General features: G+C 57.9%; 17 protein-coding genes. 8 read left to right on the top strand and 9 right to left on the bottom strand.

The genetic code is table 11. The features are described from left to right. Positions 1–64: 64 nt before the first annotated feature. A complete protein-coding gene (locus tag V7Q41_RS12185) occupies positions 65–2,071 on the top strand; it encodes a peptidase U32 family protein (RefSeq protein WP_333846149.1) in 2,007 nt (668 codons plus the stop codon). On the opposite strand, the gene purL is transcribed toward V7Q41_RS12185, so the two are convergent. Then, a complete protein-coding gene (purL, locus tag V7Q41_RS12180) occupies positions 2,072–6,112 on the bottom strand; it encodes a phosphoribosylformylglycinamidine synthase (RefSeq protein WP_333846148.1) in 4,041 nt (1,346 codons plus the stop codon). Positions 6,113–6,266: 154 nt separating this feature from the next. Here purL and map point away from each other — a divergent pair, with 154 nt between their 5' ends. Together map and V7Q41_RS12170 are read left to right on the top strand one after the other, a co-directional pair. Then, positions 6,267–7,079, top strand: a complete 813-nt coding sequence (gene map / locus V7Q41_RS12175) for a type I methionyl aminopeptidase (protein WP_333846147.1) — start codon at positions 6,267–6,269, stop codon at positions 7,077–7,079. A gap of 10 nt (positions 7,080–7,089) precedes the next feature. Next, positions 7,090–9,687 (top strand): [protein-PII] uridylyltransferase, encoded by a 2,598-nt coding sequence (locus tag V7Q41_RS12170; RefSeq protein WP_333846146.1) that lies wholly within the window; start codon positions 7,090–7,092, stop codon positions 9,685–9,687. Here the strand turns inward: V7Q41_RS12170 and V7Q41_RS12165 are convergent. The 5 genes from V7Q41_RS12165 to V7Q41_RS12145 are packed head-to-tail and all read right to left on the bottom strand — an operon-like array spanning position 9,684 to position 17,586. Continuing rightward, the gene (locus tag V7Q41_RS12165) at positions 9,684–10,220 is read right to left on the bottom strand and encodes a peptide deformylase (RefSeq protein WP_333846145.1); all 537 of its coding nucleotides are present in this window, start codon (positions 10,218–10,220) and stop codon (positions 9,684–9,686) included. The two genes, V7Q41_RS12170 and V7Q41_RS12165, sit on opposite strands and share 4 nt — an antisense overlap. Position 10,221: 1 nt before the next feature. Then, positions 10,222–12,315 (bottom strand): NAD-dependent DNA ligase LigA, encoded by a 2,094-nt coding sequence (gene ligA, locus V7Q41_RS12160; RefSeq protein WP_333846144.1) that lies wholly within the window; start codon positions 12,313–12,315, stop codon positions 10,222–10,224. A 17-nt stretch (positions 12,316–12,332) separates the two neighbouring features. Next, positions 12,333–13,658, bottom strand: a complete 1,326-nt coding sequence (locus tag V7Q41_RS12155; RefSeq protein ID WP_333846143.1) for a cell division protein ZipA C-terminal FtsZ-binding domain-containing protein — start codon at positions 13,656–13,658, stop codon at positions 12,333–12,335. Positions 13,659–13,673: 15 nt separating this feature from the next. Next, positions 13,674–17,210, bottom strand: a complete 3,537-nt coding sequence (gene smc, locus V7Q41_RS12150) for a chromosome segregation protein SMC (RefSeq protein WP_333846142.1) — start codon at positions 17,208–17,210, stop codon at positions 13,674–13,676. A 28-nt stretch (positions 17,211–17,238) separates the two neighbouring features. Next, complete coding sequence (locus tag V7Q41_RS12145; protein WP_333846141.1) at positions 17,239–17,586, bottom strand: hypothetical protein; 348 nt, start codon at positions 17,584–17,586, stop codon at positions 17,239–17,241. Between the two features lie 41 nt (positions 17,587–17,627). Here V7Q41_RS12145 and dapC point away from each other — a divergent pair, with 41 nt between their 5' ends. Genes dapC through V7Q41_RS12120 form a run of 5 tightly spaced genes read left to right on the top strand, consistent with a single transcriptional unit; the run spans position 17,628 to position 23,792 of the window. After that, a complete protein-coding gene (gene dapC / locus V7Q41_RS12140; protein WP_333846140.1) occupies positions 17,628–18,863 on the top strand; it encodes a succinyldiaminopimelate transaminase in 1,236 nt (411 codons plus the stop codon). 26 nt (positions 18,864–18,889) lie between these two features. Beyond that, positions 18,890–19,726 (top strand): 2,3,4,5-tetrahydropyridine-2,6-dicarboxylate N-succinyltransferase, encoded by an 837-nt coding sequence (gene dapD / locus V7Q41_RS12135; protein ID WP_333846139.1) that lies wholly within the window; start codon positions 18,890–18,892, stop codon positions 19,724–19,726. Beyond that, positions 19,727–20,905 carry a succinyl-diaminopimelate desuccinylase gene (gene dapE, locus V7Q41_RS12130; RefSeq protein WP_333846138.1) on the top strand — a complete coding sequence of 393 codons (1,179 nt, stop codon included), beginning with the start codon at positions 19,727–19,729 and terminating at the stop codon, positions 20,903–20,905. Between the two features lie 8 nt (positions 20,906–20,913). Continuing rightward, a complete protein-coding gene (prmB, locus tag V7Q41_RS12125; protein WP_333846137.1) occupies positions 20,914–21,810 on the top strand; it encodes a 50S ribosomal protein L3 N(5)-glutamine methyltransferase in 897 nt (298 codons plus the stop codon). Then, complete coding sequence (locus tag V7Q41_RS12120) at positions 21,807–23,792, top strand: ABC-F family ATP-binding cassette domain-containing protein (protein WP_333846136.1); 1,986 nt, start codon at positions 21,807–21,809, stop codon at positions 23,790–23,792. The genes prmB and V7Q41_RS12120 overlap by 4 nt, the downstream gene beginning before the upstream one ends. On the opposite strand, the gene V7Q41_RS12115 is transcribed toward V7Q41_RS12120, so the two are convergent. The 3 genes from V7Q41_RS12115 to V7Q41_RS12105 all read right to left on the bottom strand — a co-directional run. After that, entirely contained in the window at positions 23,789–24,583 is a 795-nt protein-coding gene (locus V7Q41_RS12115; RefSeq protein WP_333846135.1) for a hypothetical protein, read from the bottom strand. The genes V7Q41_RS12120 and V7Q41_RS12115 overlap by 4 nt on opposite strands. Further along, entirely contained in the window at positions 24,577–25,092 is a 516-nt protein-coding gene (locus tag V7Q41_RS12110; protein ID WP_333846134.1) for a hypothetical protein, read from the bottom strand. The genes V7Q41_RS12115 and V7Q41_RS12110 overlap by 7 nt, the downstream gene beginning before the upstream one ends. 23 nt (positions 25,093–25,115) lie before the next feature. Further along, on the bottom strand, positions 25,116–26,815 hold a 1,700-nt coding region (locus tag V7Q41_RS12105), incomplete at its 5' end, for a hypothetical protein (protein WP_333846133.1).

Here is a 26,815-nt window from a genome sequence, read left to right as displayed (position 1 = left end):
TCACCTTTGCCCCTGTGCACAGCGGCCTTCGGGCCGCTTTTGTTTTTTTCTAGATAATCCAGTGATGTCTTTGCTCAGCCACCAACTCGAACTGCTTGCGCCCGCGCGGGATGCCGACATTGGCATTGCCGCCATTCACCACGGCGCAGACGCGGTATACATCGGGGCCCCAGCTTTTGGCGCACGAGCCAGCGCCTCCAACACCTTGCATGACATTGAGCGCTTGTGTACCGAGGCGCACCGCTTTCACAGCAAAATTTTCATCACCCTCAACACCATTTTGCGGGACGACGAACTTGAAGCCGCTCGCCACATGGCGTGGGACGTTTACCACGCAGGTGCGGACGTGCTGATCGTGCAAGACATGGGATTGCTGGAGCTGGACTTGCCGCCCATTCAATTGCACGCCAGTACGCAAACCGACATTCGTACACCGGAAAAAGCCCGCTTCATGCAAGACGTGGGTTTTTCGCAAATTGTGTTGGCGCGTGAGTTGACACTGCCGCAAATCAAAGCCATCTCTGAAGTGCTCGACGCTGAGCGCTGCAACCTTGAGTTCTTTGTGCACGGCGCTTTGTGCGTGGCCTACAGCGGCCAGTGCTTCATCAGCCACGCCCACACAGGGCGCAGCGCCAACCGTGGCGACTGCAGCCAGGCTTGCCGACTGCCCTATCACGTCACCGACGCCGAAGGCCGCTTCATTGCCCACGACAAGCATGTGCTGTCGATGAAAGACAACAACCAAAGCGACAACCTCGCGGCTTTGGTAGACGCTGGCGTGAGAAGCTTCAAAATTGAAGGCCGCTACAAAGACATGGCCTATGTCAAAAACATCACCGGTCACTACCGCGTGTTGATCGACGAGTTGATCGAAGCTCGCCAATACTCGGCTGACCCAGAGCGCCCACCCATCAGTCGCGCATCGAGTGGCAACACCACTTTGTTCTTCACGCCCAACCCAGAGCAAAACTTCAACCGCGAATTCACCGACTACTTTGTGCAAGGCCGCAAAGAAGACATTGGCGCGTTTGACTCACCCAAGAACCCAGGCATTGTGCTGGGAGAGGTGGTCAGCACGGGCCCTAACTGGCTAGAAGTGCAGCCCTATGACCCAGCCACGGTGTTGCACAACGGCGACGGCCTGTGCTACTACGATCTTCAAAAAGAACTGGTGGGCGTGGCCATCAACCGCGCAGAACCCAACTCCAAAAAAGGCGCGCCAACCAACACATGGCGCCTGTTTCCCAAAGACCCGATGGCGGGTTTTCGCGATTTGCGCGCAGGCATGGTCATCAACCGCAACCGCGACATGGATTGGGTGCGTGGTCTTGAAAAAAATTCCAGCGAACGACGCATAGGCGCATGGGTCGAGTTTGCCGAAACGCCGCAGGGCTTTGTGCTCAGTCTCACCGATGAAGACGGCCACTCGGCCAGCGCCACCCTTGTCTGCCCCAAAGAACTCGCCAAAGATGCGGTGCGCAACGATGCCAGCCTACGCGAGCACCTGAGCAAGTTTGGCGCAAGTGTGTTTGACTTGCTGAACCTTCAAATCAAGCTCAGCCAAGCTTGGTTTGTGCCTGCCTCATCGCTCAATGCCTTGCGTCGTGATGCTGTGGCCGCGCTCGAGCAAGCGCGTCTAGACGCTTATGCGCGTCCCCAACGCGCTGCCGCCCTTGAGCCACCTGTCAGCTACCCTGAAGATTCGCTCACCTATTTGGCCAACGTCTACAACCAAAAAGCCCACGACTTCTATGCCAAACACGGCGTTCAAGTGATTGAAGCCGCTTATGAAAGCCATGAAGAGCTGGGCGAAGCCAGCTTGATGATCACCAAACACTGCGTGCGCTTCAGCATGAGCCTGTGCCCCAAACAAGCCAAGGGCGTCACAGGGGTTCAAGGCACGATCAAGGCCGAGCCGCTGATGCTGATCAACGGCAGCGAAAAGCTCACCTTGCGTTTTGACTGCAAGCCCTGCGAAATGCATGTGGTGGGCAAGATGAAAAAGTCGGTGCTCAACCAACGCATCAAAGAGATGGCTGAGTCACCGATCACGTTTTACAAAACGCGTTGATCACCCCACCCACTGACGCGCATTGCGCCACATGCGCATCCAAGGGCTGAACGCCTCCATGCCGCCTGTTGCGCCCAAGTCGGTCCAGCTCATCTGCACATTACGAAACACCCGCTCGGGGTGCGGCATCATCGCGGTAAAGCGACCATCGGCTGTGGTGACGGAGGTCAATCCACCTGCGCTGCCGTTGGGGTTGAATGGATAGGCTTCGGTCGCAGCACCGTGGTTGTCGACAAAGCGCATGGCTGGCAATGCTTTGGCAGCATGGCCGCGTTGACTGAAGTTGGCATAGCCTTCCCCATGGGCCACGGCAATCGGCAAACGCGCACCGGCCATGCCTGCGAAGAACAAAGAAGGTGACTCCAACACTTCCACCATGCTCAAACGTGCTTCAAAGCGTTCGCTTTGGTTGGTGGTGAAGCGTGGCCAATCTTGTGCGCCAGGAATGATCTCGGCCAACTCGGCAAACATTTGGCAACCGTTGCACACGCCCAAACCAAAAGTGTCGGTGCGTGCAAAGAACTGCTGCATTTGCTCAGACAACACAGGATTGAAGGTGATGCTACGCGCCCAGCCAATGCCAGCACCCAAGGTGTCGCCATAGCTAAAGCCGCCGCAGGCCACCAAGCCTTTGAAGTCTTGCAGCTTGGCACGGCCGGTTTGCAGGTCGGTCATGTGCACGTCATACGCATCAAAGCCAGCTTGTGCAAACGCATAGGCCATCTCTACATGTGAGTTGACACCTTGCTCGCGCAGCACGGCCACTTTGGGTTTGACGGCCAGGTTGATGAAGGGCGCTGCCACGTTGTCGGTGATGCCGGCTGGCAAATGCACATGCATGCCGGGGTCGGCGGGGTTGCCAACGGCGGCGTGCTCGGCGTCGGCACACACCGGGTTGTCGCGCTGTTGGCAAATTTTCCAGCTCACGCTGTCCCACACTTGGTGCAAGTCAGCCAGCTTGGCGGTGAACACTTCTTTGGTGTCGCGCCACACGCTGATGGCGCCTTTGCCGTGGTCCAGCGCCGCCGATGCGGGGCGTGTCTTACCCACGAAATGGCTGTGCTTCGAGAGGCCATGTTCGCGCAAGGTTTGCATCACTTCGTTGCGTTCAGATGTGCGCACCTGCAGCACCACCCCCAACTCTTCGTTGAACAAAGCTTGCAGCGTCAGCTCTTCACGACGAGCGCTTACCTGTGATGCCCAGTTTTTGGTGTCGCCATACTCAGCGCGGCTGTCGTGAATGCCGTCGCCTTCGGTGATCAGCATGTCCACATTCAGCGCCACGCCCACTTGACCGGCAAAAGCCATTTCGCACACAGCGGCCATCAATCCGCCGTCGCTGCGGTCGTGGTAGGCCAAGATCTTGCCTTGCGCGCGCAGCGCATTGACAGCGTTGACGAGCTTGACCAAGTCCTGCGCATCATCGAGGTCTGGCACTTGTTCGCCTGCTTGGTTCAGCACTTGGCCCAAAATGCTGCCGGCCATGCGGCGCAAGCCCGAGCCCAACTGCACCAGCACCAAGGTGGTGTCTTCGGTGTTGTTGAGTTGTGGCGTGAGCGTGCCACGCACATCAGCGATGGACGCAAACGCGCTGATGATCAGGCTGACTGGCGAGGTCACTTTTTGGGTCTCGCCGTTCTCGATCCACTGCGTGCGCATGGACAAACTGTCTTTGCCCACGGGGATCGAAATACCCAAAGCTGGGCAAAGCGCCAGGCCCACAGCCTTGACCGTGTCATACAAAGCCGCGTCTTCACCGGGTTCGCCGCAAGCGGCCATCCAATTGGCGCTGAGCTTGACGCGGGGCAACTCAATCGGTGCAGCCAACAAGTTGGTGATGGCCTCTGCCACGGCCATGCGGCCTGAGGCGGGTGCATCGAGCGAAGCCAGCGGCGTACGCTCACCCATGCTCATGGCCTCACCCGCGAAACTTTGAAAATCGGCCAAGGTCACAGCCACGTCGGCCACCGGCACTTGCCACGGGCCGACCATTTGGTCGCGGTGCGTCAAGCCGCCCACGGCGCGGTCGCCAATGGTGATGAGGAATCGTTTGCTGGCCACCGTGGGGTGGCTCAACACCTGGATGACGGCCTCTTGCAAGTTCACACCCGTCAGGTCCATGGGTTCGCTGGTGCGTTCAACGCGCGTCACATCGCGGTGCATCTTGGGTGGTTTGCCCAGCAGCACGTTCATGGGCATGTTGACGGCCGCCTCTGCACTGGCACCTGTGTGGTGAGCCAGCACCGCATCTTCATGGGCAACTGTCAAGTGACGCGCTTCGGTGGCCACACCTACCACCGCAAACGGGCAACGCTCGCGCTCGCAAAAGGCTTTGAACAGTTCCAGTGACTCTGGCGCAATCGCCATCACATAGCGCTCTTGACTTTCATTCGACCAAATTTCTTTGGGGGCCAAGCCCGATTCTTCCAGCGGCACAGCGCGCAAATCAAAGCGTGCGCCACGGCCTGCGTCGTTGGTGAGTTCTGGAAACGCGTTGGACAAACCGCCTGCACCCACATCGTGAATCGCGAGGATGGGGTTGCCCCTAGCAGAGGGGCCTGCGTCTCGGCCTTGCGCCCAGCAATGGTTGATCACCTCTTGCGCACGCCGCTCAATTTCGGGGTTGCCGCGTTGCACCGAATCAAAGTCGAGCGCAGCCGCGTTGGTGCCGCTGGCCATTGAACTGGCCGCGCTGCCGCCCATGCCAATGCGCATGCCGGGGCCGCCGAGTTGAATGAGCAAGCTGCCTGCAGGAAACTGAATCTTCTGGGTTTGTTCGCTGTCAATCACGCCCAAGCCGCCCGCAATCATGATGGGCTTGTGGTAGCCGCGTGTCACGCCAGCCACCTCTTGCTCGTACTCGCGGAAGTAGCCCGTCAGGTTGGGACGGCCAAACTCGTTGTTGAACGCCGCGCCCCCCAAGGGGCCCTCCAGCATGATTTGCAAAGCGCTGGCCATGTGCGAGGGGCGGCCCAACTTGCTGTCCCACAGCTTAGACACCGTGAAGCCCGACATGCCGGCCTTGGGCTTGGAGCCACGGCCTGTGGCGCCCTCATCTCGGATCTCGCCGCCGTTGCCCGTGGAGGCACCTGGGTAAGGCGAAATGGCGGTGGGGTGATTGTGGGTTTCGACCTTCATCAACACATGGTTGGTGGCTAAGACGGATGTGTACTGAGGCAAGTCTTTGCCATTGTTGGTGGCGAGAAAGCGCTCAACCTGGTGGCCTTGCATGATGGAGGCGTTGTCCGAATACGCCACCACCGTGTATTGGGGGCTGGTCTTCTCGGTGTGGCGAATCATGCCAAACAAGCTGTGCGCTTGCGCTTGGCCGTCGATGGTGAACTCGGCATTGAAAATCTTGTGGCGGCAGTGCTCGCTATTGGCTTGCGCGAACATCATCAGCTCCACATCGGTGGGGTTGCGCTTGAGCTGAGTGAAGGCGTTCACCAAATACGCCATCTCGTCCTCGGCCAAGGCCAAGCCCCAGCGTATGTTGGCGTCTTGCAAAGCAGCTTCGCCCCCATGGAGCACGTCTACTTGCTCCATCGGCGCGGGGTGTAGTTCGGTGAACAAGCCCAGCGCTTCGTCGCGCGTACGCATCACAGACTCGGTCATGCGGTCGTGCAACACATCGGCCACAGCCAGCAGTTGTTCGGGTGTGAGCGTGGCCTTGCTCAGCAAGCCCTCTTTGAGCTGGATGTGGAACTCGGTGATGCGCTCCACGCGCTTGAGCTGCAAACCGCAGTTGTGCGCAATGTCGGTGGCCTTCGATGCCCAAGGCGAGACCGTCCCAAAACGTGGCGTGACCACCAGCAAAGTGGCTGCTGGGGCAAGGTGTGCGGGCTCGCCGTAAGTCAACAAAGCGGCAAGCGTGTGCTGCTGCTTGGCGTCCAGCATGGCCTCGGTGGCTGCCAGATGCACAAAGCGCGCGCTAAGACCTTTGATTTGTGGAGAAATAGCGGCCAAACGGGGCAAGAGCTGTTGAACACGGAAATCGCTGAGAGCGTTGCCGCCTTCGAAAATGCTGAGGTGCAGGGACACGAGGGAGCCTTGAGAAAAAGACAGATATCTGTTTGCGCCGGGCCGCTGACTGGGGCTGGTCGGCAATGCAGTGATTTTACGTGGCGCGAGAGGGCATTTGTACACAATTCACGCGCATGGGAGATGTATTTCAACGAATGGGATAATTGCCAGCATGACCATCTCTATCAAAGACGCCCAAGGCGCACAAGGCATGCGCATCGCAGGCAAACTGGCCTCCGAAGTTCTCGATTTCATCACCCCGCACGTGGTGCCCGGCGTGACAACCAACCAGCTCGACCAACTCTGCCACGACTACATCACCCAAGTCCAGCATGCCATTCCCGCCCCGCTCAACTACAACCCCAGCGGTGACAACCCCTATCCCAAGTCCATCTGTACCTCCATCAACCATCAGGTGTGCCACGGCATTCCCAATGACAAGCCGCTGAAAAAAGGCGACACACTCAACATCGACATCACCGTCATCAAGGACGGTTGGCATGGTGACACCAGCCGAATGTTTGCGGTAGGCGAGGTGTCGATTGCGGCCAAGCGTTTGTCCAAGTTGACATTTGAGGCCATGTGGCACGGCATCATCAAGGTCAAGCCCGGCGCGCGTTTGGGCGATATTGGCTTTGCCATTCAACGCTTTGCCGAAGGCCATGGTTTTTCGGTGGTGCGCGAGTTTTGTGGCCACGGCATTGGCCAGGTGTTCCATGAAGAGCCACAAGTGCTGCACTATGGAAAAGCAGGCACTGGCGAGACGCTGCAAGAGGGCATGACCTTCACCATCGAGCCCATGATCAACGCGGGTAAAAAAGACATCAAAGAGCTGGGCGATGGCTGGACCATCGTCACGCGCGACCACTCGTTGTCGGCCCAGTGGGAACACACTGTCTTGGTCACCGCCACCGGCTATGAGGTGTTGACTTTGTCGGATGGCAGTCCCGCCCTGCCCGATTTTGTCACCACCACCTGCTGTTGAGCACCCAGCGATGAATGCCAAGGCCCATCTTTACCGTCAGGACAAGGCGGCTTTGCTGCTGGCTTGCTCTGACTCCAGCACCTCGCGCAGTGTGAAAACCTTGTTGCACACCTTGTGCAACATGACGGACGACACCCTGCGCACGCTATGGGACGCTGCGGGCTTTGACAGCCACTTGTGTTTGGCCGCTGTGGGCGGCTATGGGCGTGGCGAGCTGTATCCGTATTCCGATGTGGATGTGCTGTTGCTCATGGACGATGGCACATCGCCCGAAAAAGACGAGGTGCTCAAAGCACAGATTGAAAAGTTCATTGGCAGTTGCTGGGACACGGGCCTAGAAATTGGAGCCAGCGTGCGCACCGTGTCCGAGTGCGTGCAAGAAGCTTCAGCCGACATCACCATTCAAACATCCTTGCTAGAGGCGCGCTTTTTGGTGGGAAGCGTCAAGCTGTTCAAGAACTTTCAAAAACAATACGTCCAAGCACTCGAGCCCAAAGCATTTTTCTTAGCGAAAACTGCAGAAATGCGACAACGTCACGTCAAGTTTGAAAACACGCCTTATTCGCTTGAGCCCAACTGCAAAGAGTCGCCCGGAGGCCTGCGCGATTTGCAAGTGGTGTTGTGGGTTGCCAAGGCTGCAGGCTTGGGCGACAGCTGGGAGAGCTTGGGTCGAAAAGGCTTGGCCACAGAATTTGAGGTGAAACAACTCAAGCGCAACGAGGCCGTGTTGGCGCTGATTCGCACCCGTTTGCATTTGGCGGCCAAGCGGCGCGAAGACCGCTTGGTGTTTGACCTGCAACACGCCGTGGCCCAAAGCTTGGGTATGGGCGTGGCGCAAGACGGCACGCTCAACGCCCGCATGGCCAGCGAAGCGTTGATGAAGCGTTATTACTGGGCCGCCAAAGCAGTCACGCAACTCAACCAAATTTTGCTGCTCAACATTGAAGAGCGCTTGCATGGCAACACCCAAGTGCTTCAACCCATCAACCCGCGCTTTGCCGAAAAAGCGGGCATGTTGGAGGTGCTCAACGATGAGGTGTATGTGAATGAACCACACGCCATCTTGGAAACCTTTTGGCTGTACGAATCAACCCCCGGCATCAAAGGTTTATCAGCGCGAACCTTGCGGTCTCTCTACAACGCACGCGGTTTGATGAACGCACAATTTCGCCAAGACCCCGTGAACCGAGCGATGTTTCTGCGTATTTTGCAAGCCCCTGCTGGCATCACCCATGCGTTGCGCTTGATGAACCAAACATCGGTTCTAGGTCGCTACCTTTGGCCTTTCCGTCGCATCGTCGGGCAAATGCAGCATGACTTGTTCCATGTGTACACGGTGGATCAACACATTTTGATGGTGCTGCGCAATGTGCGCCGCTTCTTCATGGCCGAGCACGCACATGAGTATCCGTTTTGCTCGCAACTGGCAGCTGGCTGGGACAAGCCATGGCTTTTGTTGGCAGGTGCCTTGTTTCACGACATCGCTAAAGGCCGAGGCGGCGACCACTCGCAACTTGGACGCTTTGAGGTGCGCAGATTTGCCCGCGATCATCAGATCGCCAAAGAAGACGCCAAGCTCATCGAGTTCTTGGTGGCAGAGCATTTGACGATGAGCCACATTGCCCAAAAACAAGATTTGAGCGACCCCGACATCATCCAAGCCTTCGCCCGTCGTGTGGGCAACGAGCGCAACCTCACTGCTTTGTACTTGCTCACAGTGGCCGACATTCGCGGCACCAGCCCCAAGGTCTGGAACGCTTGGAAAGGCAAACTGCTCGAAGACCTCTACCGCCACACCCTGCGTGCTTTGGGGGGGCGAGCGCCCGATGCAGACGCTGTCATTGAGGCTCGTAAAACCGAAGCCCTCACCCTGCTTGCGCTTTATGCGCTGCCATTTGAAGCACACAAAGACTTGTGGGCGACCTTGGATGTGGGTTATTTCATGCGCCACGAAGCCGCGGACATTGCCTGGCACACACGCCAGTTATCGCGCAGCCTGTCTATCGCCAAAACACAAAACAAAGCCATGGATGTGACGGTGCGTGCGCGTCCGTCTTCGGTAGGTGAAGGCTTGCAGGTCATGGTCTATTCGCCCGACCAGCCCGACTTGTTTGCCCGCATTTGCTTTTACTTTGACCAAGCGGGCTTCAATATTTGGGACGCCAAAGTGCACACCGCCAGCAATGGTTATGCGCTAGACACCTTCCAAGTGGCATGCACCCATCTTGCCGAGCACTCCCGTGATCTCATCAATCTCGTGGAGACTGGCTTGACTGAGACCATCACCCAAGCCAAGCCGCTGCCAAGTGTTGGCAAAGGACGCGCATCACGCCGTGTGAAGAGCTTCCCGATTGCGCCCCGCGTGAGCTTGCAACCGGATGAGCGTGCCCAAAAGTGGTTGTTGAGCATCTCCGCCAGCGACCGCGTGGGCCTGCTCTACAGCATAGCGCGTGTGTTGGCCAACCACCAAGTCAACTTGCTGCTCGCCAAGATCAGCACCTTGGGTGAACGCGTGGAAGATACCTTCTTGATTGACGGCGCAGCTTTGCAGCAAAACAAAGCGCAGTTGGAAATTGAGACGGAGTTGTTAGCGGCTTTGCAGGCTTAATCGTCCGCGTCACGCAAGCCCGGAAACAACACTTCTGTAAACCCAAAGCGCGAGAAATCGCGCACACGCATAGGGTAGAGCTTGCCAATGAGGTGATCGCACTCATGCTGCACCACCCGCGCATGAAAGCCCTCTACGGTGCGGTCAATCGGGTTGCCGAGCGGGTCAAAGCCTTGGTAGCGCAAACGCTTGAAACGCGGCACCACACCACGCAAGCCCGGCACAGACAAGCACCCTTCCCAGCCGTCTTCTTCCTCGTCGCCGAAAGGGGTGAGCACTGGGTTGATCAGCACCGTATATGGCACCACGGGTGCATCGGGATAGCGCGGGTTCACCTCACCTGAGCCAAACACCACCACTTGCAAGTCCACACCAATTTGCGGCGCGGCCAAGCCTGCGCCATTGGCGGCCAGCATGGTGTCGTCGAGGTCTTGGAGTAGATCGTGTAGCTCGGGCGTATGGAAGGCGGTCACGGGTTGCGCCACGCGCAGCAGTCGTGCGTCACCCATTTTCAAAATTTCACGCACGGTCATGTCAAGTCCTTTCATCCGAGGCGTGTTCAGCCACCAAAGCCAGTAAACCCGCTTCGTCGAGCACTGGGATGCCCAGCTCTTGCGCTTTATCCAGCTTGCTTCCCGCCTCTGCACCGGCCACCACGCAGTGGGTTTTCTTGCTCACACTGCCTGCCACTTTGGCGCCCAAGGCTTCCAACATTTCTTTGGCCTGGTCGCGGCTGAGCGTGGGCAGTGCGCCAGTCAATACAAAGGTTTGCCCGGCCAGTGGCAGACTTGCACCCGCGGTCGGCTCGCCCTCGGTCCAGGTGACACCGCAGGCCCGCAACTGCTCCACCACTTCGCGGTTGTGAGGCTGGTCAAAGAAGGTGCGCAGGCTCAGCGCCACGATGGGGCCGACGTCGGCCACTTGCAGCAGTTGGTCCACGGTGGCATCCATGATGGCGTCCATCTTGCCGAAATGCCGCGCCAGCTCTTTGGCCGTGGCCTCGCCCACATGGCGAATGCCTAGGCCAAACAAGAAGCGTGGCAAGGTGGTGTGCTTGGATTTTTCAATGCTGGCCAACACGTTGTTGGCAGATTTTTCAGCCATGCGCTCGAGCGCCACCAGGGCTGTGAAGCCCATGCGGTAGAGATCGGGCAAGGTTTTGACGACGCCTGCGTCCACCAGTTGGTCCACCAATTTATCGCCCAAGTCTTCAATCTCTACCGCGCGGCGATGGGCAAAGTGCAGGATGGCTTGCTTGCGCTGTGCGCTGCAAAACAAGCCGCCGGTGCAGCGGTAATCGGCCTCGCCTTCTTCGCGCACAGCGGGGCTGCCGCAGACGGGGCACTGGTGTTGCATGGTGAACATTTGCGCGTCTTGCAGGCGTTTTTCCAAAAGGACGGACACCACTTCAGGAATCACATCGCCCGCGCGGCGCACCACCACGGTATCCCCCACCCGCACGTCTTTGCGGCGGGCTTCGTCTTCGTTGTGCAAGGTGGCGTTAGTCACAGTCACGCCGCCCACAAACACGGGCGCGAGTTTGGCCACGGGGGTGAGTTTGCCCGTGCGTCCCACTTGCACTTCGATGGCTTGGACGGTGGTGAGTTGTTCTTGTGCGGGGTATTTGTGCGCCACAGCCCAGCGCGGTTCGCGGGTGACAAAACCCAGCTGTCGCTGCGCTGCCAAGCTGTTGACCTTGTAGACCACGCCATCAATGTCAAACGCCAGCGCATCACGCGCTTGGCCCATGCGCTGATGAAAGTCCACCAAGCCTGCAGCACCTTGCACACAGGCGGTTTGTTCGGCCACAGGAAAGCCCCAGGCTTTGAGTTGCATGAGCAAGTCGAAGTGCGTGGCGAATGGCAAATCGCCATGCGCTGTGGCAAACAGGTCTGTGTCTGCAGGGCGTGAGATGTCGCCTAAGCCATAAGCAAAGAAGCTCAAAGGCCGCTGCGCAGCAATGCTGGGGTCGAGCTGCCGCACCGCACCAGCGGCGGCGTTGCGCGGGTTGACAAATGTTTTTTCACCCTTTTCACCCGCTGCAATGCGCGCGCGTTGGCGCTCGTTCAAGGCTTCAAAGTCAGCGCGTGCCATGTAGACCTCGCCGCGTACCTCCAGCACCTTGGGTGCGTCGCTGGGCAAGCGCAAAGGAATTTGGCCAATGGTGCGGATGTTTTGAGTCACCTCTTCTCCCATTTCACCGTCACCGCGTGTGGCGGCTTGCACCAACACACCGTTTTCGTAGCGCAAGCTCATCGCCAGGCCATCAAACTTCAGCTCAGCCACATAGTCCACCAAGGGGTCGCCGTCGGTCAGGCTCAGCTCTTTGCGGATGCGTGTGTCAAAAGCCTCTGCGCCGCTGGCTTGGGTGTCGGTCTCGGTGCGGATGCTGAGCATGGGCACCCTATGTTTGACGCTGACAAAACTGTCGAGCGGTTGGCCGCCCACGCGCTGGGTGGGCGAATCAGGTGTGAGGAGCTCGGGGTGTGCGGCTTCCAGCGCTTGCAGCTCTTTGAATAAGCGGTCGTATTCGGCATCGGGAATGGTGGGCGCGTCCAGCACGTGGTACTGGTGACCATGGTGGTGGAGTTGTTCGCGCAGTGCTGCGGCGCGGGCAGCGGTGCTCATGCGGCGTGACCTTGCAATTAACTGAACAAGCGACGCGCTTGGGGCGAGCCAGCTGACAAGTCACGGGCCTCGAGCGTGTCGTACAAAGCCAGCAAGTCACGGGCAATGGCACCGATGGCGACCTCAGACAAAGGCTGGCCGTTGTCATCCGAGATGGCGCCGTCCATCACGCGCGCCAATTCGTAGGCGGTTTGAATCATGCGGGCATAAGGCTCTTCTTTGCGCTCGACTTGCGGCACATCAAGCGATAAGGCAAGTTCGTAAATCGCCGATTGGGTGGGGTCTTCCGACATTGCAGCTTGCGAGTCAAAGGTCAAACCCAAGATCGGCGGCAAGCCGTGCACTGGCGCAGGCACCACCATGCGGCCTGGCAAGACGCCAGCGATGAAGCCCAAGCGTGCGGCGTTTTGCTGCACGTAGCCGGGGCTCCATGCGGCCTTGGTCGCTTTCAAGGTAAAGCTCAGTTGTGCGTCATGGGCGCTGGCAAAGCTGTCTAGTTCGCGAGCACGGGCCACTTCTTCCAACATGTCTGGAAACTCTGGCGCGCCGTTGATGGCGTCCGCAAAATGCTGTGTCTTGGTGACGAATTCAGAAAACTCAATTTCGTTCAAGGCGCCTGTGCGGTTAGCCAGTTGCACGCCTGACTGAAATGCGCTGTAGCGCAAACCGTGGCGAGGTTGCTCCCACAAGCCAGTGTCTGCATTGAGGCCTTCCACACTGAACAGCTTGCTGCCCACGCGGCGCGTCGCTGGCAGCGCAGCAATCGCAGCATCACCAGAGATTGGTGAATCAATTTCAACCGCAGCAATGACGTCAATCAACGCGTCTAAGGCGGGGCGTTTTTCAGGTTGTGGCAACTCAGCGCCTGCCGTGTCCATGACCTTGGCTACCGCGGGCGACATCGTGGGCGTGTTCACGGTATGCGCGGCAGAAGATGGCTGAGCTGCTCGTTCGGCGGCCAATTTGGCGGTTTCCGCTTTGCTTTGCGCAATGCGAGCCATTTCGGCCTCATCGGGCACGCGTTGGGCGTGGGCGGTGGCTTCTTCCATCATGCTGCGCGCCATATCTGAGACGGGGTCTAGGCTGCCGCTGGTCTTGTAAGTGGGAGCCAGTGGGTTGGCTGCCAGGTCGGATGCGTTGTGCGCCTCGTTGGCAGGTGCTGGATCAAACGAAGGTTCTTGGTCTTGATGGGTCAAGAAAGAAGGAGACACAGACAGCGTTTCTTGCAGCGTCGGCTCGGCCTGGCGGGGTTTGTTTTTACGTGAGGTCCAAGCGCTGTGCGCAACCACGCCTGCAAGGACCACGCCACCTGCAATCGCTAAACCAATTTGAAGAGTGCTCATGTTTTTATTGTGCTATCAAACGGCATCGACTAGGGTCACTGCGGACTCCATGTCCACCGCAACAATGCGGGAAACGCCTTGCTCTTGCATGGTCACACCAATGAGTTGCTCCGCCATTTCCATCGCAATTTTATTGTGTGAAATGAAAAGGAATTGCGTTTCTTTGGACATGCTCGACACCAGCTTGGCATAACGTTCGGTATTGGCGTCATCGAGTGGCGCATCCACCTCGTCAAGTAAGCAAAACGGTGCTGGGTTGAGTTGAAAAATAGCAAACACCAAGGCAATTGCGGTGAGCGCTTTTTCACCTCCTGAGAGCAAGTGGATGGTTTGATTTTTCTTGCCGGGTGGCTGGGCCAGCACTTGCACGCCAGCGTCCAAAATTTCATCGCCCGTCATCACCAAGCGCGCATGACCGCCGCCGAACAACTCGGGAAACATGCGGCCAAAGTGTTCATTGACTTGCCTGAAAGTGCCGCCCAAGAGCTCGCGTGTTTCACCATCAATCTTGCGAATGGCGTCTTCGAGCGTGTTCATCGCGTCGGTCAAGTCTTTGGTTTGCGCGTCCAAGAATTGCTTGCGTTCACTGGCGCTGGCCAATTCTTCCAAGGCAGCCAAGTTCACAGCGCCCAAGGCGGCGATTTCGCGGTGTAACCGGTCAATCTCGCCTTGCAACCCCCCCAAGCGCACATGGTTGGCCGAGATGGAGGCTGACACCGCTTCGAGGTCGGCCGCGGCGTCAGCCAGCAACTGTGTGTACTGCTCAAGACCCAAGCGAGCGGCTTGCTCTTTGAGTTGGAACTCGGTGATGCGTTGGCGCAAGGGTTCTAGCTCCCGCTCGAGTTGCAAACGGCGCTCGTCGCTGGCACGCAACTTGGTGGTGAGCTCGTCATAATCGCTGCGCTTGGCACCCAGGGAGGCTTCGCGCTCCATCTTGATGTTGAGTGCATTTTGTAAGCCTGCTTGGGCAGCAGCATCGGTCAAGCGAGTGAGGTCTTCTAGCACGCGTTGTTCTTCGCTGGCGACCGAAGCCGCTTGTTGCGAGGCTGTGTCGATGATGCGTTTGAGTTCTGCTTCACGCGTGGCCAAGCTGCGTTGGGCAAACTGAGCTTCTTGGGCTTGGCGCTCCAAGCTGCGTTGTTGTTCTCGGCTGTCGCTCAGCTGGCGTTCGGCTTGGATCACCGCATCGTCTAACTGCGCATGCCGCTCTTGGCTGTCTGCCAGTTGCATGTCGAGTTCTTCAAAACGAACCTCCGCCCAGGCACGGCGCGCTTGCAAGTCGGCCAATTGGGTTTGGACCTCGGCCAAATCACCGCTGATTTGTTCGCTGCGCGCGCGGGTTTGCTCAGCCAATTGGCTCAGGCGCAGGGTCTCCACTTGCAACACGTGGGCTGAAGCCTGCGCTGCGGTAGCTTCGGCGCGGATGCTAACCAAACGCTGAGAGGACTCGCTGTAAGCAGCCTCAGCGCGGATCAAGGTGTGACGGGCTTCGTCTGCAATGAGGTGTTGGGCCTTGCTGCGCTTGTCGAGGTTGTCAATCTCTTGGGCACGCGCCAATAAACCGGATTGCGCATTGTCTTGCGCGTAAAAGCTCACACTGTGTGCGCTGATGGCGTGGCCGCTTGGGACATAAATCACTTGGCCCGCTACCAAGCTGGCGCGTTTGGCCAAAGCTTCGTCTAGGTTGGGCGCGGTAAAGCAGCCATTGAGCCAGTCGCTCAACAGGGCTTTTTGGGCCACATCGTTCAAGCGCAAGAGGGATGAAAGCAAAGGCAGCGCGGTAGGCGAATCTTGCGAAGGGCCCTGCGGCAAAGGATTAGAAGCGCTCGGTGGGGTGTAAAAAGCCAGCTTGGCGGGCGGTACATCGGTTTGAAAAGCGCGCACGATGTCCAAGCGAGAAACCTCTAGCGAGGCCATGCGCTCGCGCAAGGCAGCCTCCAAGGCGTTTTCCCAGCCCGTTTCAATGTGGATACGGCTCCACAACGCCTGCAAACCTTCCAAGCCGTGCTTGGCGAGCCAAGGCTTGAGCTTGTCGTCGGTCTGCACCTTTTCTTGCAGCGCTTTGAGAGCTTCCAAGCGGGCCGATAAATCGGCTTGCTTCGATTGCTCGGCATTCACCGCTTGTTGTGCAGTGCGGCGTGCCTCGTCTAGCGCTGGCACGTGGGCTTGCAGCTCTTCGAGCTGAGCAGCCGTCACTTCGGCGTGAGATAGGGCTTCTTGCAGTTGATCTTTGAGCTTGTTCAAGTGCAGCTCATCGGGAGCGTCCAGGGCATTTTTGTCGGTACTCAAGCGCTCTTGGCGGGCGTGGGTGTTGCGGCTTTGCTCTTCGATGTTGCGCTGGTCAGCGGCCAACACTTGAATCTGCTGCTGCACTTGCACCACGCTCGCACGTTGTTCGTTGCTGCGTTGCTGGGCGACACGCAGGGCTTCTTGCTGCTCGGGCAGTTGCATGGCCAGCTCTTGCACTTGCGCGGCAAGCATCACGGCTTTTTCTTCGCTGTCTAGGCCCAAGGCAGCCAAGTTTTCTATCTCTTGTTGGGCAGTTTCAGACTGCGACTGCCAATGCGCTGTTTGTTCTTTGATTTGAATCAGGCGCGCCTCGGCGCGTTGGCGGCCTTCAACCACAAAGCGAATTTCGGCTTCCAAACGACCCACTTCGGCACTGGCTTCATACAAGGCGCCTTGCGCTTGGTTGACTTGGTCACCTGCCACATAGTGAGCTTGGCGCACGGCTTCTAGGTCGGCTTCGATGTTGCGCAGGTCGGCAATGCGCGACTCAAGCGCGTTGACCGCTTGGTCCGCTTGGGTTTTGATGGCCAGTTGGTCGGCTTGGGCCTCGGCACGGCGCAAGAACCAAAGCTGGTGCTGCTTCAAGCCCACATCCGTTTGCAAGGCGTGGTAGCGCTGGGCCACCACCGCCTGCTTTTCGAGCTTTTCAAGGTTGGCGTTCAACTCGCGCAAGATGTCCTCCACGCGGGTCAAATTCTCGCGGGTGTCACTTAAGCGGTTTTCGGTTTCGCGGCGTCTCTCTTTGTATTTGGAAACGCCCGCTGCTTCTTCGAGGAACAAACGCAGTTCTTCGGGCTTGGATTCAATGATGCGGCTGATCGTGCCCTGACCAATGATGGCATAAGCGCGTGGTCCAAGCCCAGTGCCCAAAAACACGTCTTGCACATCACGGCGACGCACAGCTTGGTTGTTGATGTAGTAGCTTGAGCCGCCATCACGTGTGAGCACGCGCTTGACTGCGATTTCTGGAAACTGGCTCCACTGGCCGCCAGCGCGGTGGTCGGCGTTGTCAAACACCAGCTCGACGCTGGCACGGCTGGCCGCTTTGCGGGTGTTGGTGCCGTTGAAAATCACGTCTTGCATGGACTCGCCACGCAGCTCTGAGGCCTTGCTCTCACCCAGCACCCAACGCACGGCGTCCATGATGTTGGATTTGCCGCAACCGTTGGGGCCCACCACACCGACCAGTTGACCAGGCAGCAGAAAATTGGTGGGGTCCACAAAGGACTTGAAACCCGATAACTTGATTGAATTCAGACGCACTGAAAAGCCTCTCTAGACACAGACTCGATCATAAAGCGCTGTGGCACGAGCGAACTTCAACCAGCAAGCCCTCCAAACTGGGTACTAATGCAGTAAAGACAGGACCCGTCACCTCCAGCGGCATGTCTCGGCTGGTTTGGTAGAGCTCGGTCATGGCTTGGGCCAAAGTCGGTGTGGCAAACAAAGGCATGAAGCCTTTCAAGACATGCAGCGAATGCGACACTTTCAAGGGGTCAGCGTTGGCTAAACCGGCACGAATGATGCCCATCTCTTGGCTCAAACTTTGTTCAAACGTCATCACCAACTCGCGGAGTTGGTCGGCCTCGAAAGCAAATTCTTTGGCACGGGTCAAATCAAGCAAGGAATTAGTAGGCATAGCGTTCAGTTGGAGTGACAAGCGCGGGGATAATAGCAGCCATGAACCCCCTTCTTTCGCGTTTGCAGCCCTATCCGTTTGAGCGGCTCAAGCAACTATTCTCCACCGTCACCCCAAACCCTGCTTATGCGCCAATCAGCCTGGGCATTGGCGAGCCACGCCACGCCACGCCTGAGTTGGTCTTGGCAGCGTTGTCCAAAGCCACCGCTCAGTTGGCTGCCTACCCTGCCACGGCGGGTCTGCCAGCCTTGCGCGAATCGTGCGTGAAATGGATGCAGCGCCGCTACGGTTTGAAGTTGGACGCTGCCACCCAAGTGTTGCCCGTCAATGGCTCTCGCGAGGCCTTGTTTTCATTTGTGCAAACCGTGATTGACCCCACGCGTGAAGCGGTGGTGGTCTGCCCCAACCCGTTCTACCAAATCTACGAAGGTGCTGCTCTTTTGGCGGGTGCCACTCCTTTTTATGCGCCTAGCGACCCGGCGCTCAACTTCAACGTCAACTGGGACAGCGTGCCTGACGAGGTGTGGGCCAAAACGCAGCTGCTGTTTGTGTGCTCACCTGGCAACCCCACTGGCGCTGTGATGCCCATGAGCGATTGGGAAAAACTGTTTGCCTTGAGCGATCAATATGGTTTTGTGATTGCCAGCGACGAGTGCTACAGCGAGATTTATTTCCGCGAGGAAGCGCCCTTGGGTGGCCTAGAAGCCGCAGCAAAATTGGGCCGCACAGATTTTAAAAACTTGGTGGCTTTCACCAGCTTATCCAAACGCAGCAATGTGCCCGGCATGCGCAGTGGTTTTGTGGCGGGCGACGCCCACATCTTGAAGCAATTTTTGCTGTATCGCACCTACCACGGCTCTGCCATGAGCGGCATGGTGCAAGCCGCCAGCGTGGCCGCTTGGGATGACGAAGCCCATGTGGTGGCCAACCGCGAGCAATACCGCCAAAAGTTTGCAGCGGTCACGCCCTTGCTCGCCCAAGTGATGGATGTGCGCTTGCCTGATGCTGGTTTTTACCTCTGGGCTGCAGTGCCAAAACACAAGGCCGCCAACAGTGGCGTGGGCGATGATGTGGCTTTCGCTCGTGACTTGCTGGCTCAATACAATGTCACCGTGCTGCCGGGCAGCTACTTGGCGCGTGAGGGCCGAGGCCTTGGCGGAGCCAATCAAGCCAACCCCGGCGCAGGTCGAATTCGCATGGCCTTGGTGGCCGAAACCGCCGAGTGCTTAGAAGCCGCGCAACGCATCGTGGCGTTCATCCAAAACAACCATTCTTAATTTATTTCAACGTAGAGAAGACAACCATGACTCAACACCAACTCCAACACGTCATCGACAACGCCTGGGACAACCGCGCCAACATCAGCGCGACCGACGCATCCAAAGATGTGCGCGATGCCGTGAACCACGTGATTGCCGAATTGAACGCAGGCCGCTTACGCGTCGCTACCCGCGAAGCGGTGGGCCAATGGACAGTTCACCAATGGCTCAAGAAAGCGGTCTTGCTGTCTTTCCGTTTGAATGACAACCGCGTCATGAGGGCTGGCGACTTGGCCTTTTACGACAAAGTGGACACCAAGTTTGCCCATTTGAGCGAAGACGAAATGAAAGCCGCAGGCGTGCGCGTGGTGCCACCCGCTGTGGCGCGTCGCGGTAGCTTCGTTGCTGCGGGTGCGATTTTGATGCCCTCTTACGTCAACATCGGTGCCTATGTGGACAGCGGCACCATGGTGGACACCTGGGCCACCGTGGGCTCTTGTGCACAAATCGGCAAGAACGTGCACTTGTCAGGCGGCGTCGGTATTGGCGGCGTGCTGGAGCCTTTGCAAGCCAACCCCACCATCATTGAAGACAACTGCTTCATTGGCGCGCGCTCTGAAGTGGTGGAAGGCGTCATCATTGAAGAAAACTCGGTGCTCGGCATGGGCGTGTTCATTGGCCAATCCACCCCCATTTTTGACCGCGCCACAGGCGAGATCAGCTATGGTCGCGTGGCCTCTGGCTCTGTGGTGGTGGCTGGCAATATTCCTAAAGTGGCCGCCAACGGCGCGCCTTACAGCATGTATGCCGCCATCGTGGTCAAACGCGTGGACGCGCAAACCCGCTCCAAGACGAGCATCAACGATTTGTTGCGCGACTAAATGTCCCGTACCCTGCAGCTCACCGAGCAACTCATCTCGCGCCCGTCGGTCACCCCCGAGGACGCGGGCTGTTTGGACATCATCACCGCGCGGCTTGAGCCGCTTGGGTTTATGTGTGAGCGCATCGACAGCGGCCCTGACAACTTTCGTGTGAGCAACTTGTGGGCGGTCAAACGCAGCGCACATGCAAACGCCAAAACCTTGGTATTTGCTGGCCATACCGATGTGGTACCCACCGGCCCTATTGACAAGTGGACCAGCGACCCCTTCACCCCCAGCCACCGCGACGGCAAACTGTTTGGCCGTGGTGCCAGCGACATGAAAGCGTCATTGGCCGCCATGGTGGTGGCCTGTGAAGAGTTTGCGCAAGCCTGCAAAGTCCCATCCCTGCACATCGCGTTCTTGCTCACCAGCGACGAAGAAGGCCCAGCCTTAGATGGCACGGTCAAGGTGTGCGAGGTCCTCACAGCCCGCGGCGAAAAGCTCGACTGGTGCATTGTGGGCGAGCCCACCTCGGTTGAGCGCACGGGCGACATGATCAAAAACGGCCGCCGCGGCACCATGAGCGGCAAGCTCACCGTCAAAGGCGTGCAAGGCCACATCGCCTATCCGCAACTCGCCAAAAACCCCATTCATTTGCTCAGCCCTGCATTGGCCGACTTGGTGGCGATTGAATGGGACAAAGGCAATGATTTCTTCCCACCCACCAGCTGGCAAGTGAGCAACCTCCACGCAGGCACGGGTGCGAGCAATGTGATTCCAGGCGAATGTGTGGTGGACTTTAATTTCCGCTTTTGTACCGAATCCACGCCAGAGCAATTGCAACAGCGCCTCACCGCTGTGCTGCACCAACACAACTTAGATTTCGACCTCCGATGGACCATCGGCGGCCTGCCCTTTCTCACCACCCCCGGTGACTTGGTCGGTGCTGTGCAACGCGCCATCCGCGACGAAACTGGCATCGACACCGAGCTGTCCACCACCGGCGGCACCAGTGACGGTCGCTTCATCGCGCAAGTCTGCCCACAAGTCATCGAGCTCGGTCCACCCAACGCCACCATCCACAAAATCAACGAGTGTGTGGCCGTGGCTGATTTGGACCCCTTGAAAAATATTTATCGCCGTGTGCTGGAACAGCTGCACGGCTTGGCCCCAGTGGCCAACACGTCCGCCCAATGAACCCATCCATGACACTCAGCGCGCTCATTGCTCAGAGCGCGCATCAGCTTGACGCTGCCCACACCGCAGGCAAGTTGAGCTTCGGCCACGGCACCACCCACGCCGCCGACGAAGCTGCTTGGCTGGTGCTGTGGAAGCTGGGTTTGCCGCTCGACACCGATGTGTCGGACGAGGCGCACCACACAAGCCCCTCTGCAGAGCAAGTTGCACACGTGCAAGCCTTCATCGCCCACCGCATTGCCAGCCGCAAGCCTGCCGCGTACCTGACGCAAGAAGCGTGGCTGCAAGGTGTGTCGTTCTACATCGACGAGCGCGCCATCGTGCCGCGATCACTGATTGCCGAAGTGCTCGCTGAGGGCAGCATTGACCCCTGGCTGGACCCCCACACCAGTCGCGTGCTCGACCTGTGCACGGGCAATGGCAGCTTAGGCATATTGGCGGCATTGGCTTACCCAGACATCACGGTGCTTGGGCTTGATTTGTCCAAAGACGCCTTAGCCGTGGCGCAGATCAACATAGAGCGTCACGGTCTGGCAGGACGCATGACGCTGGCCGAGTCAGATGGCTTGGCCAAAGCCGATGGTGTATTTGATTTGATCTTGTGCAACCCACCGTATGTGAACGCACAAAGCATGTCCGAGCTTCCCGCCGAATTCAAAGCCGAGCCAGCGCTGGCGTTGGCCGGCGGCCAAGACGGCATGGACTTTATTCGCCACATGCTCTGCGACGCCCCTGCACACATGCGCGACAACGCTGTTTTGGTGCTCGAGATTGGCCATGAACGCGATCACTTTGAAGCAGCCTTTCCAAATTTAGATGTCATCTGGCTGTCGACCAGTGCGGGTGACGACCAGGTCTTACTTCTCACCCGCCAAGCGATCACTGAAAGCGCTGTTACCCCATGATCACGATTAAAAATGTCACCTTGCGCCGCAGCGCCAAGGTGTTGCTCGAAGGCGCCAACGTCACCCTCAACCCTGGCGAAAAAGTAGGCCTCGTGGGCCGCAACGGCGCAGGAAAATCCTCGCTGTTTGCCTTGCTCAATGGCAACTTGCAAGAAGACTCAGGCGAGTTCTATATTCCCACCCAATGGCGCATGGGCCAAGTGTCCCAAGACATGCCCGAGACTGAGCAAAGCGCGACCGAGTTTGTGATTGAAGGCGACACGGTGTTGAACGACGCACGTGCCGAAGTGGCCGCTGCCGAAACCACCGACGACGGCGAGCGTTTGGGCAACGCCTACATGGCGCTGTACGACGCGGGTGAGCACGATGCGCAATCACGCGCACAAGCACTCATCTTGGGTCTGGGCTTTAAAACGACAGAGCTAGACAACCCTGTGAACAGCTTCTCGGGGGGTTGGCGCATGCGTTTGCAATTGGCCCGTGCGCTGATGTGCCCGTCTGATTTGTTGCTGCTGGATGAACCCACCAACCACTTGGACTTGGACGCCTTGGTCTGGCTTGAAGCTTGGCTCAAGCGTTATGAGGGCACGATGGTCGTCATCAGCCACGACCGCGAGTTTTTGGATGCAGTGACCAACGTCACCTTGCACATCGACGCAGGCAAGCTGGTGCGCTACGGCGGCAACTACAGCAAGTTTGAAGACATGCGCGCCGAGCAAATGGAGCTGCAACAAAACGCCTTCTCCAAACAGCAAGACAAGATTGCACATTTGCAAAAGTTCATTGCACGCTTCAAGGCCAAGGCCAGCAAAGCCAAGCAAGCGCAAAGCCGCGTCAAGGCCTTGGACCGCATGGAAAAAATCGCGCCCTTGCTGGCCGATGCCGACTTCAGCTTCGAGTTCAAAGAACCCGCCAACTTGCCCAACCCCATGCTGAGCATGCAAGGCGTGAGTGTGGGCTACCCTGCCCCTGCCGACGCGCCTGCAGGCACGCCACCCACGGTCATCGTGCAAAACGTCAGCCGCTCGGTGCTGGCGGGTCAACGCATTGGTATCTTGGGTGCCAACGGTCAGGGTAAATCAACGCTGGTGAAAACCATTGCCCGTGATTTGCAAGCCATCGGCGGCGACATGACCGAAGGCAAAGGCCTGAACATCGGCTACTTTGCGCAACAAGAACTCGACGTCTTGCACCCCGCAGACAATCCGCTCGACCACATGATTGGGTTGGCCAAAAAACTCACCATCGACGGCAAGCTAGCCGGCCAAGCCACCCGCGAGCAAGACTTGCGCAGCTTCCTGGGCCAGTTCAACTTTGGCGGCGACATGGTCAAGCAAGCCGTGGGCAGCATGAGCGGTGGCGAAAAAGCGCGACTCGTGCTGTGTATGTTGGTGTGGCAACGCCCCAACCTCTTGCTGATGGACGAGCCCACCAACCACTTGGACTTGGCCACCCGCGAAGCCCTGAGCATGGCGCTGAACGAATTTGAAGGCACCGTGATGCTGGTCAGTCATGACCGTGCGTTGTTGCGTGCTGTGTGTGACGAGTTCTGGATGGTCTCACGTGGTGGCGTCGAGCCCTTTGACGGCGACTTGGACGACTACCAACGCTACCTGCTGGACGAAGGCAAACGCTTGCGTGCCGAGGCGGTGGCGGCGGCCAATGCTGCGGCATCCAAGCCAGTGCTTGTTGCTGTTGCGCCGCCAGTGGGGTTGGCCAAAGACAATGGCCAGCAGCGCAAAGACATCAACGAGAAAAAACGCCCGTTGAAAAAAGAAATGGATGGCGTTGAAAAATCCATGGCCACGCTCGAGTCTGAAAAAACCGCGCTGCACGACAAACTCGCCACACCCCTGCCCCCGGCTGACATTGCCGACGCAGGTAAACGTCTCAAGGTTGTGGAAGACGAATTGGCCAAGCTAGAGCTGCGTTGGTTAGAGCTGACTGAGGCGATGGAGGCAATTGAAGCCGCGATGGCTTAAATCAGGTGCGCACTGAACTGCGCACTGCACCAAATGCTGGCGGGGAATGAACACAGCCACGCCCAAAAGAATCGGTTCAAGCCAAAAAACCAAAACACCAAGAAGTGAAACAACGCCGCCACAGCGCAAAACACGGCGGCCAAGCGTGGGTCAAGCAAGCTCAAGGGAAACAAAATTTCCCACCCGATGAAGCCCCAAGAGCCCATCATGGCCAGCCACTTGTTGCGCAACGGGTGTGAGGCAGACAGGGGGCCGTAAATGGCGCCGTTCAAAAAAATAGTCAGGGCGGCCCCATTGCGCCACTCAGGGCGCAGCAGCTTGACCGCACCCGACATGAAGTACGAGGTGACGGCCTGAATGGCGATGTACCAAAACCCGGCTTGCCAACCCAACTGCACATGACCCAATGCGTCCATCACTTGCGAAATAAGCAAGCCCGTGAGCACCACCAGTGTAAAAAAATCACTGCCCCCGTTGAACGCGCCACGCCAGCGAACGAGGATGAGCAAGTTGCCGGCAAACAAAAAAACCATCAGGGGCAGCGATGCACCTTGCACCAACAACATAAGCGTCGCTAGCAAGCGCAAGACCAAATGCAGCTGATGCACTTTCGGCTTGAACAGCACATCCAACAAAGCACGCATCGGGGCGTTGGGAATATCTGCACGCTGCAAGTGCCAAGACCAAAACCCATCGTCTGCGGTGTACTTGCCCATGCGCAAATACTCCAAGGTTTGAATGAGCAAGCTCAACGCCAACAACAATTCGGTGGCGCGAATGGCCATCAGCATGCCGCCTCCACGGGCGAAGTCATCATCACATGTGTGTCCACCGTTTCACTGGGGCCATCCAGCACCATGCGCAGCTCAAACTGGCTGTGCGTGAAGTTCAGATCATGTGCACGCAGCACTTGCTCGACCAAGCGCTGCATCATTTGGTAGCTCACCAAAGCGCGTGGATCATCACCCTCGGGCAAGTCGTGCAAGTCAGCCCAAAAGTGGTCCACCATGTTTTGTTGGGCCAGGCCGATGTTGGTGTCGGGGTTGTGTAGCAGATGGTGCAGGCGGCGCACGCGACGCGGGTAGATCAAGACCCAGTCTGACCATTGCAATTCACCGGTTGCCAGTTCAACAGATGAGCGCGCATACAGATGCGGCACATAGCCCACCGCATGAAAGAACTTCCAATTTGGGAAAAACGCGCGCAGCAAAAACAGCCACGGCCCTTTGATGACGGGGGTCTTGATCACCAGCGAGGCAATGAGTACCAAAAAGTAGGCAACAAATAAAACTTCGGTCATGAAGGGGAAATTTTAGGCTTGCTTTACTTGGGCTGTTCGGTGATGACGATGACTGTCTCAATCCCGCCCAGGTTGGCTTTGATCTGAATCGGGAACGCACCAGGCGGCGGCGAAACAGCCACCACTTTTTGGGTCAACGGCTCATAGCGCAACCATTCTGGCAAAGGCTTGCCATCGATTTGGCTCACCGACACTTGTGTGCTCTTGGCCGCTTCTACAGGGAGGTGGTCGGTCAATGCAAAGGTAAAACCTTTGCCAGTGGCAGCAATCTCTGCGGACACCGTCACGGTGACCAAACCGCTTTGTGCCGAGCTAGGCGCGCGGTTGACGCTGATTGAAATATCTGCACCCTTGGGCGTCGCTGCAGGCTCAGCCGCGCTGGCAGCTGGTGAGCCTGCTGCTGGGCTGGTTTTGGCCGCTTGAGCTGGTGCAGCCATGGTTGTCTCTACCCGCACAATCAATGTGCCCGCATTGGTGGCGTTGAGCAATTGAGGGTGGTTGATCATGATGATGCCGCCCTTGTAGACGATGGAGCCCTTCCAAAGGTTGAAAGGATTGAACAGGTCAATTTTGGCCGTGCCAGCGTTGAAGTTCACATCACCGTCGAAGTTGATGCGTCCAGATTGAACGATCTCTCCATCACCACTGTCCACTTTGAGTTTGCCGCCATAGTTTCCAGTCCCTAGATCAACCTTGCCGACGGCGATGAGTTCTGTGTCACCTTCCGTTTTGACCGTGCCAAGGGTCAACGGACCCAAAGTCTTGAGGCTAAATGCACCACTGGTATCCACGCTCACGGATCCCACAAAGCTGTTTGCAGGGTCTGTCAGCTGGACCGCTCCCGCAGAGGCGACGATTTCCGTCACACCACCCACCACGATGGGGCCGACTTGCGTGATGTCACCGCCTGTGGACGTGAGTGAGAGGTCGCCCGTCACGTTGGTAGCGCCCATTTTCAAAGCTGAGCTGCTCACGACAGTGGCATTCGACCACGACCCCCCCCGCGCGGTCACAAACGATAGAGGACCTGCGAAGCTATTTCTTGCACTCGACAACTGAGCCACTTGCGACGTTTTGGTGTGCGCGGTGAACGTGGAAGCTCCCGCGATGTTCATGGTCGTGCCCACGACCTGGGACAAGCCACCATTCACGCCGCCCATGCCAGTGGTGACATTCAGATCGCCAGTGATCGAAATATCGGTCAAAGCTTGCGCGCCTTGACTCATGAGCGTGAGTGCCACGGCGGGGATGGTGGCCGAGACGCGTCCCATGTTAATTTGATTCGCCACCAAGGTGGCTGAGGCGCCGAGGGTGATCGGGTCGTTGTAGGTTTGTGTCCCTGTGGTGGCTACGGTGGGTGCGTTGATGTGCAATGCGCCTGGGGCATCCGTTGTCAACTGAGCAATGCTCACCGCCTTGTCGAACAGGGTCGTGCCGGCGGTGTTGACAGTGAGTGTCTTGTCACCGGTGAGGGTGTTGTTGAAGCTGATGTTGCCAGCGGCAGCAATACCTGTGGAGCTGAGGACCGTGTTAGCCAACAGGGTCATGGGGTCGTTGTAGGTTTGTGTCCCTGTGGTGGCCACGGTGGGTGCGTTGATTTGAACTGCGCCTGGGGCATCCGTTGTCAACTGAGCAATGCTCACCGCCTTGTCGAACAGAGTCGTGCCAGCGGTGTTGACAGTGAGTGTCTTGTCACCGGTGAGGGTGTTGTTGAAGCTGATGT

The organism is Limnohabitans sp., from assembly GCF_036804465.1.
Lineage (GTDB): Bacteria > Pseudomonadota > Gammaproteobacteria > Burkholderiales > Burkholderiaceae_C > Limnohabitans.
Note: the sequence above shows the minus strand (reverse complement) of the source record. Positions and strands in the feature narration are given on the sequence as shown.

What these genes read in the sequence shown, in the direction of transcription:
- ligA (WP_333846144.1), bottom strand. Translation starts at nt 12,315, where the DNA reads ATGAGCACCGCTGCCCGCGCCGCAGCACTGCGCGAACAACTCCACCAC.
- dapD (WP_333846139.1), top strand. Translation starts at nt 18,890, where the DNA reads ATGACTCAACACCAACTCCAACACGTCATCGACAACGCCTGGGACAAC.
- V7Q41_RS12170 (WP_333846146.1), top strand. Translation starts at nt 7,090, where the DNA reads ATGAATGCCAAGGCCCATCTTTACCGTCAGGACAAGGCGGCTTTGCTG.
- map (WP_333846147.1), top strand. Translation starts at nt 6,267, where the DNA reads ATGACCATCTCTATCAAAGACGCCCAAGGCGCACAAGGCATGCGCATC.
- prmB (WP_333846137.1), top strand. Translation starts at nt 20,914, where the DNA reads ATGACACTCAGCGCGCTCATTGCTCAGAGCGCGCATCAGCTTGACGCT.
- V7Q41_RS12110 (WP_333846134.1), bottom strand. Translation starts at nt 25,092, where the DNA reads ATGACCGAAGTTTTATTTGTTGCCTACTTTTTGGTACTCATTGCCTCG.
- V7Q41_RS12115 (WP_333846135.1), bottom strand. Translation starts at nt 24,583, where the DNA reads ATGCTGATGGCCATTCGCGCCACCGAATTGTTGTTGGCGTTGAGCTTG.
- V7Q41_RS12145 (WP_333846141.1), bottom strand. Translation starts at nt 17,586, where the DNA reads ATGCCTACTAATTCCTTGCTTGATTTGACCCGTGCCAAAGAATTTGCT.
- dapE (WP_333846138.1), top strand. Translation starts at nt 19,727, where the DNA reads ATGTCCCGTACCCTGCAGCTCACCGAGCAACTCATCTCGCGCCCGTCG.
- V7Q41_RS12120 (WP_333846136.1), top strand. Translation starts at nt 21,807, where the DNA reads ATGATCACGATTAAAAATGTCACCTTGCGCCGCAGCGCCAAGGTGTTG.
- V7Q41_RS12155 (WP_333846143.1), bottom strand. Translation starts at nt 13,658, where the DNA reads ATGAGCACTCTTCAAATTGGTTTAGCGATTGCAGGTGGCGTGGTCCTT.
- V7Q41_RS12185 (WP_333846149.1), top strand. Translation starts at nt 65, where the DNA reads ATGTCTTTGCTCAGCCACCAACTCGAACTGCTTGCGCCCGCGCGGGAT.
- dapC (WP_333846140.1), top strand. Translation starts at nt 17,628, where the DNA reads ATGAACCCCCTTCTTTCGCGTTTGCAGCCCTATCCGTTTGAGCGGCTC.
- V7Q41_RS12165 (WP_333846145.1), bottom strand. Translation starts at nt 10,220, where the DNA reads ATGACCGTGCGTGAAATTTTGAAAATGGGTGACGCACGACTGCTGCGC.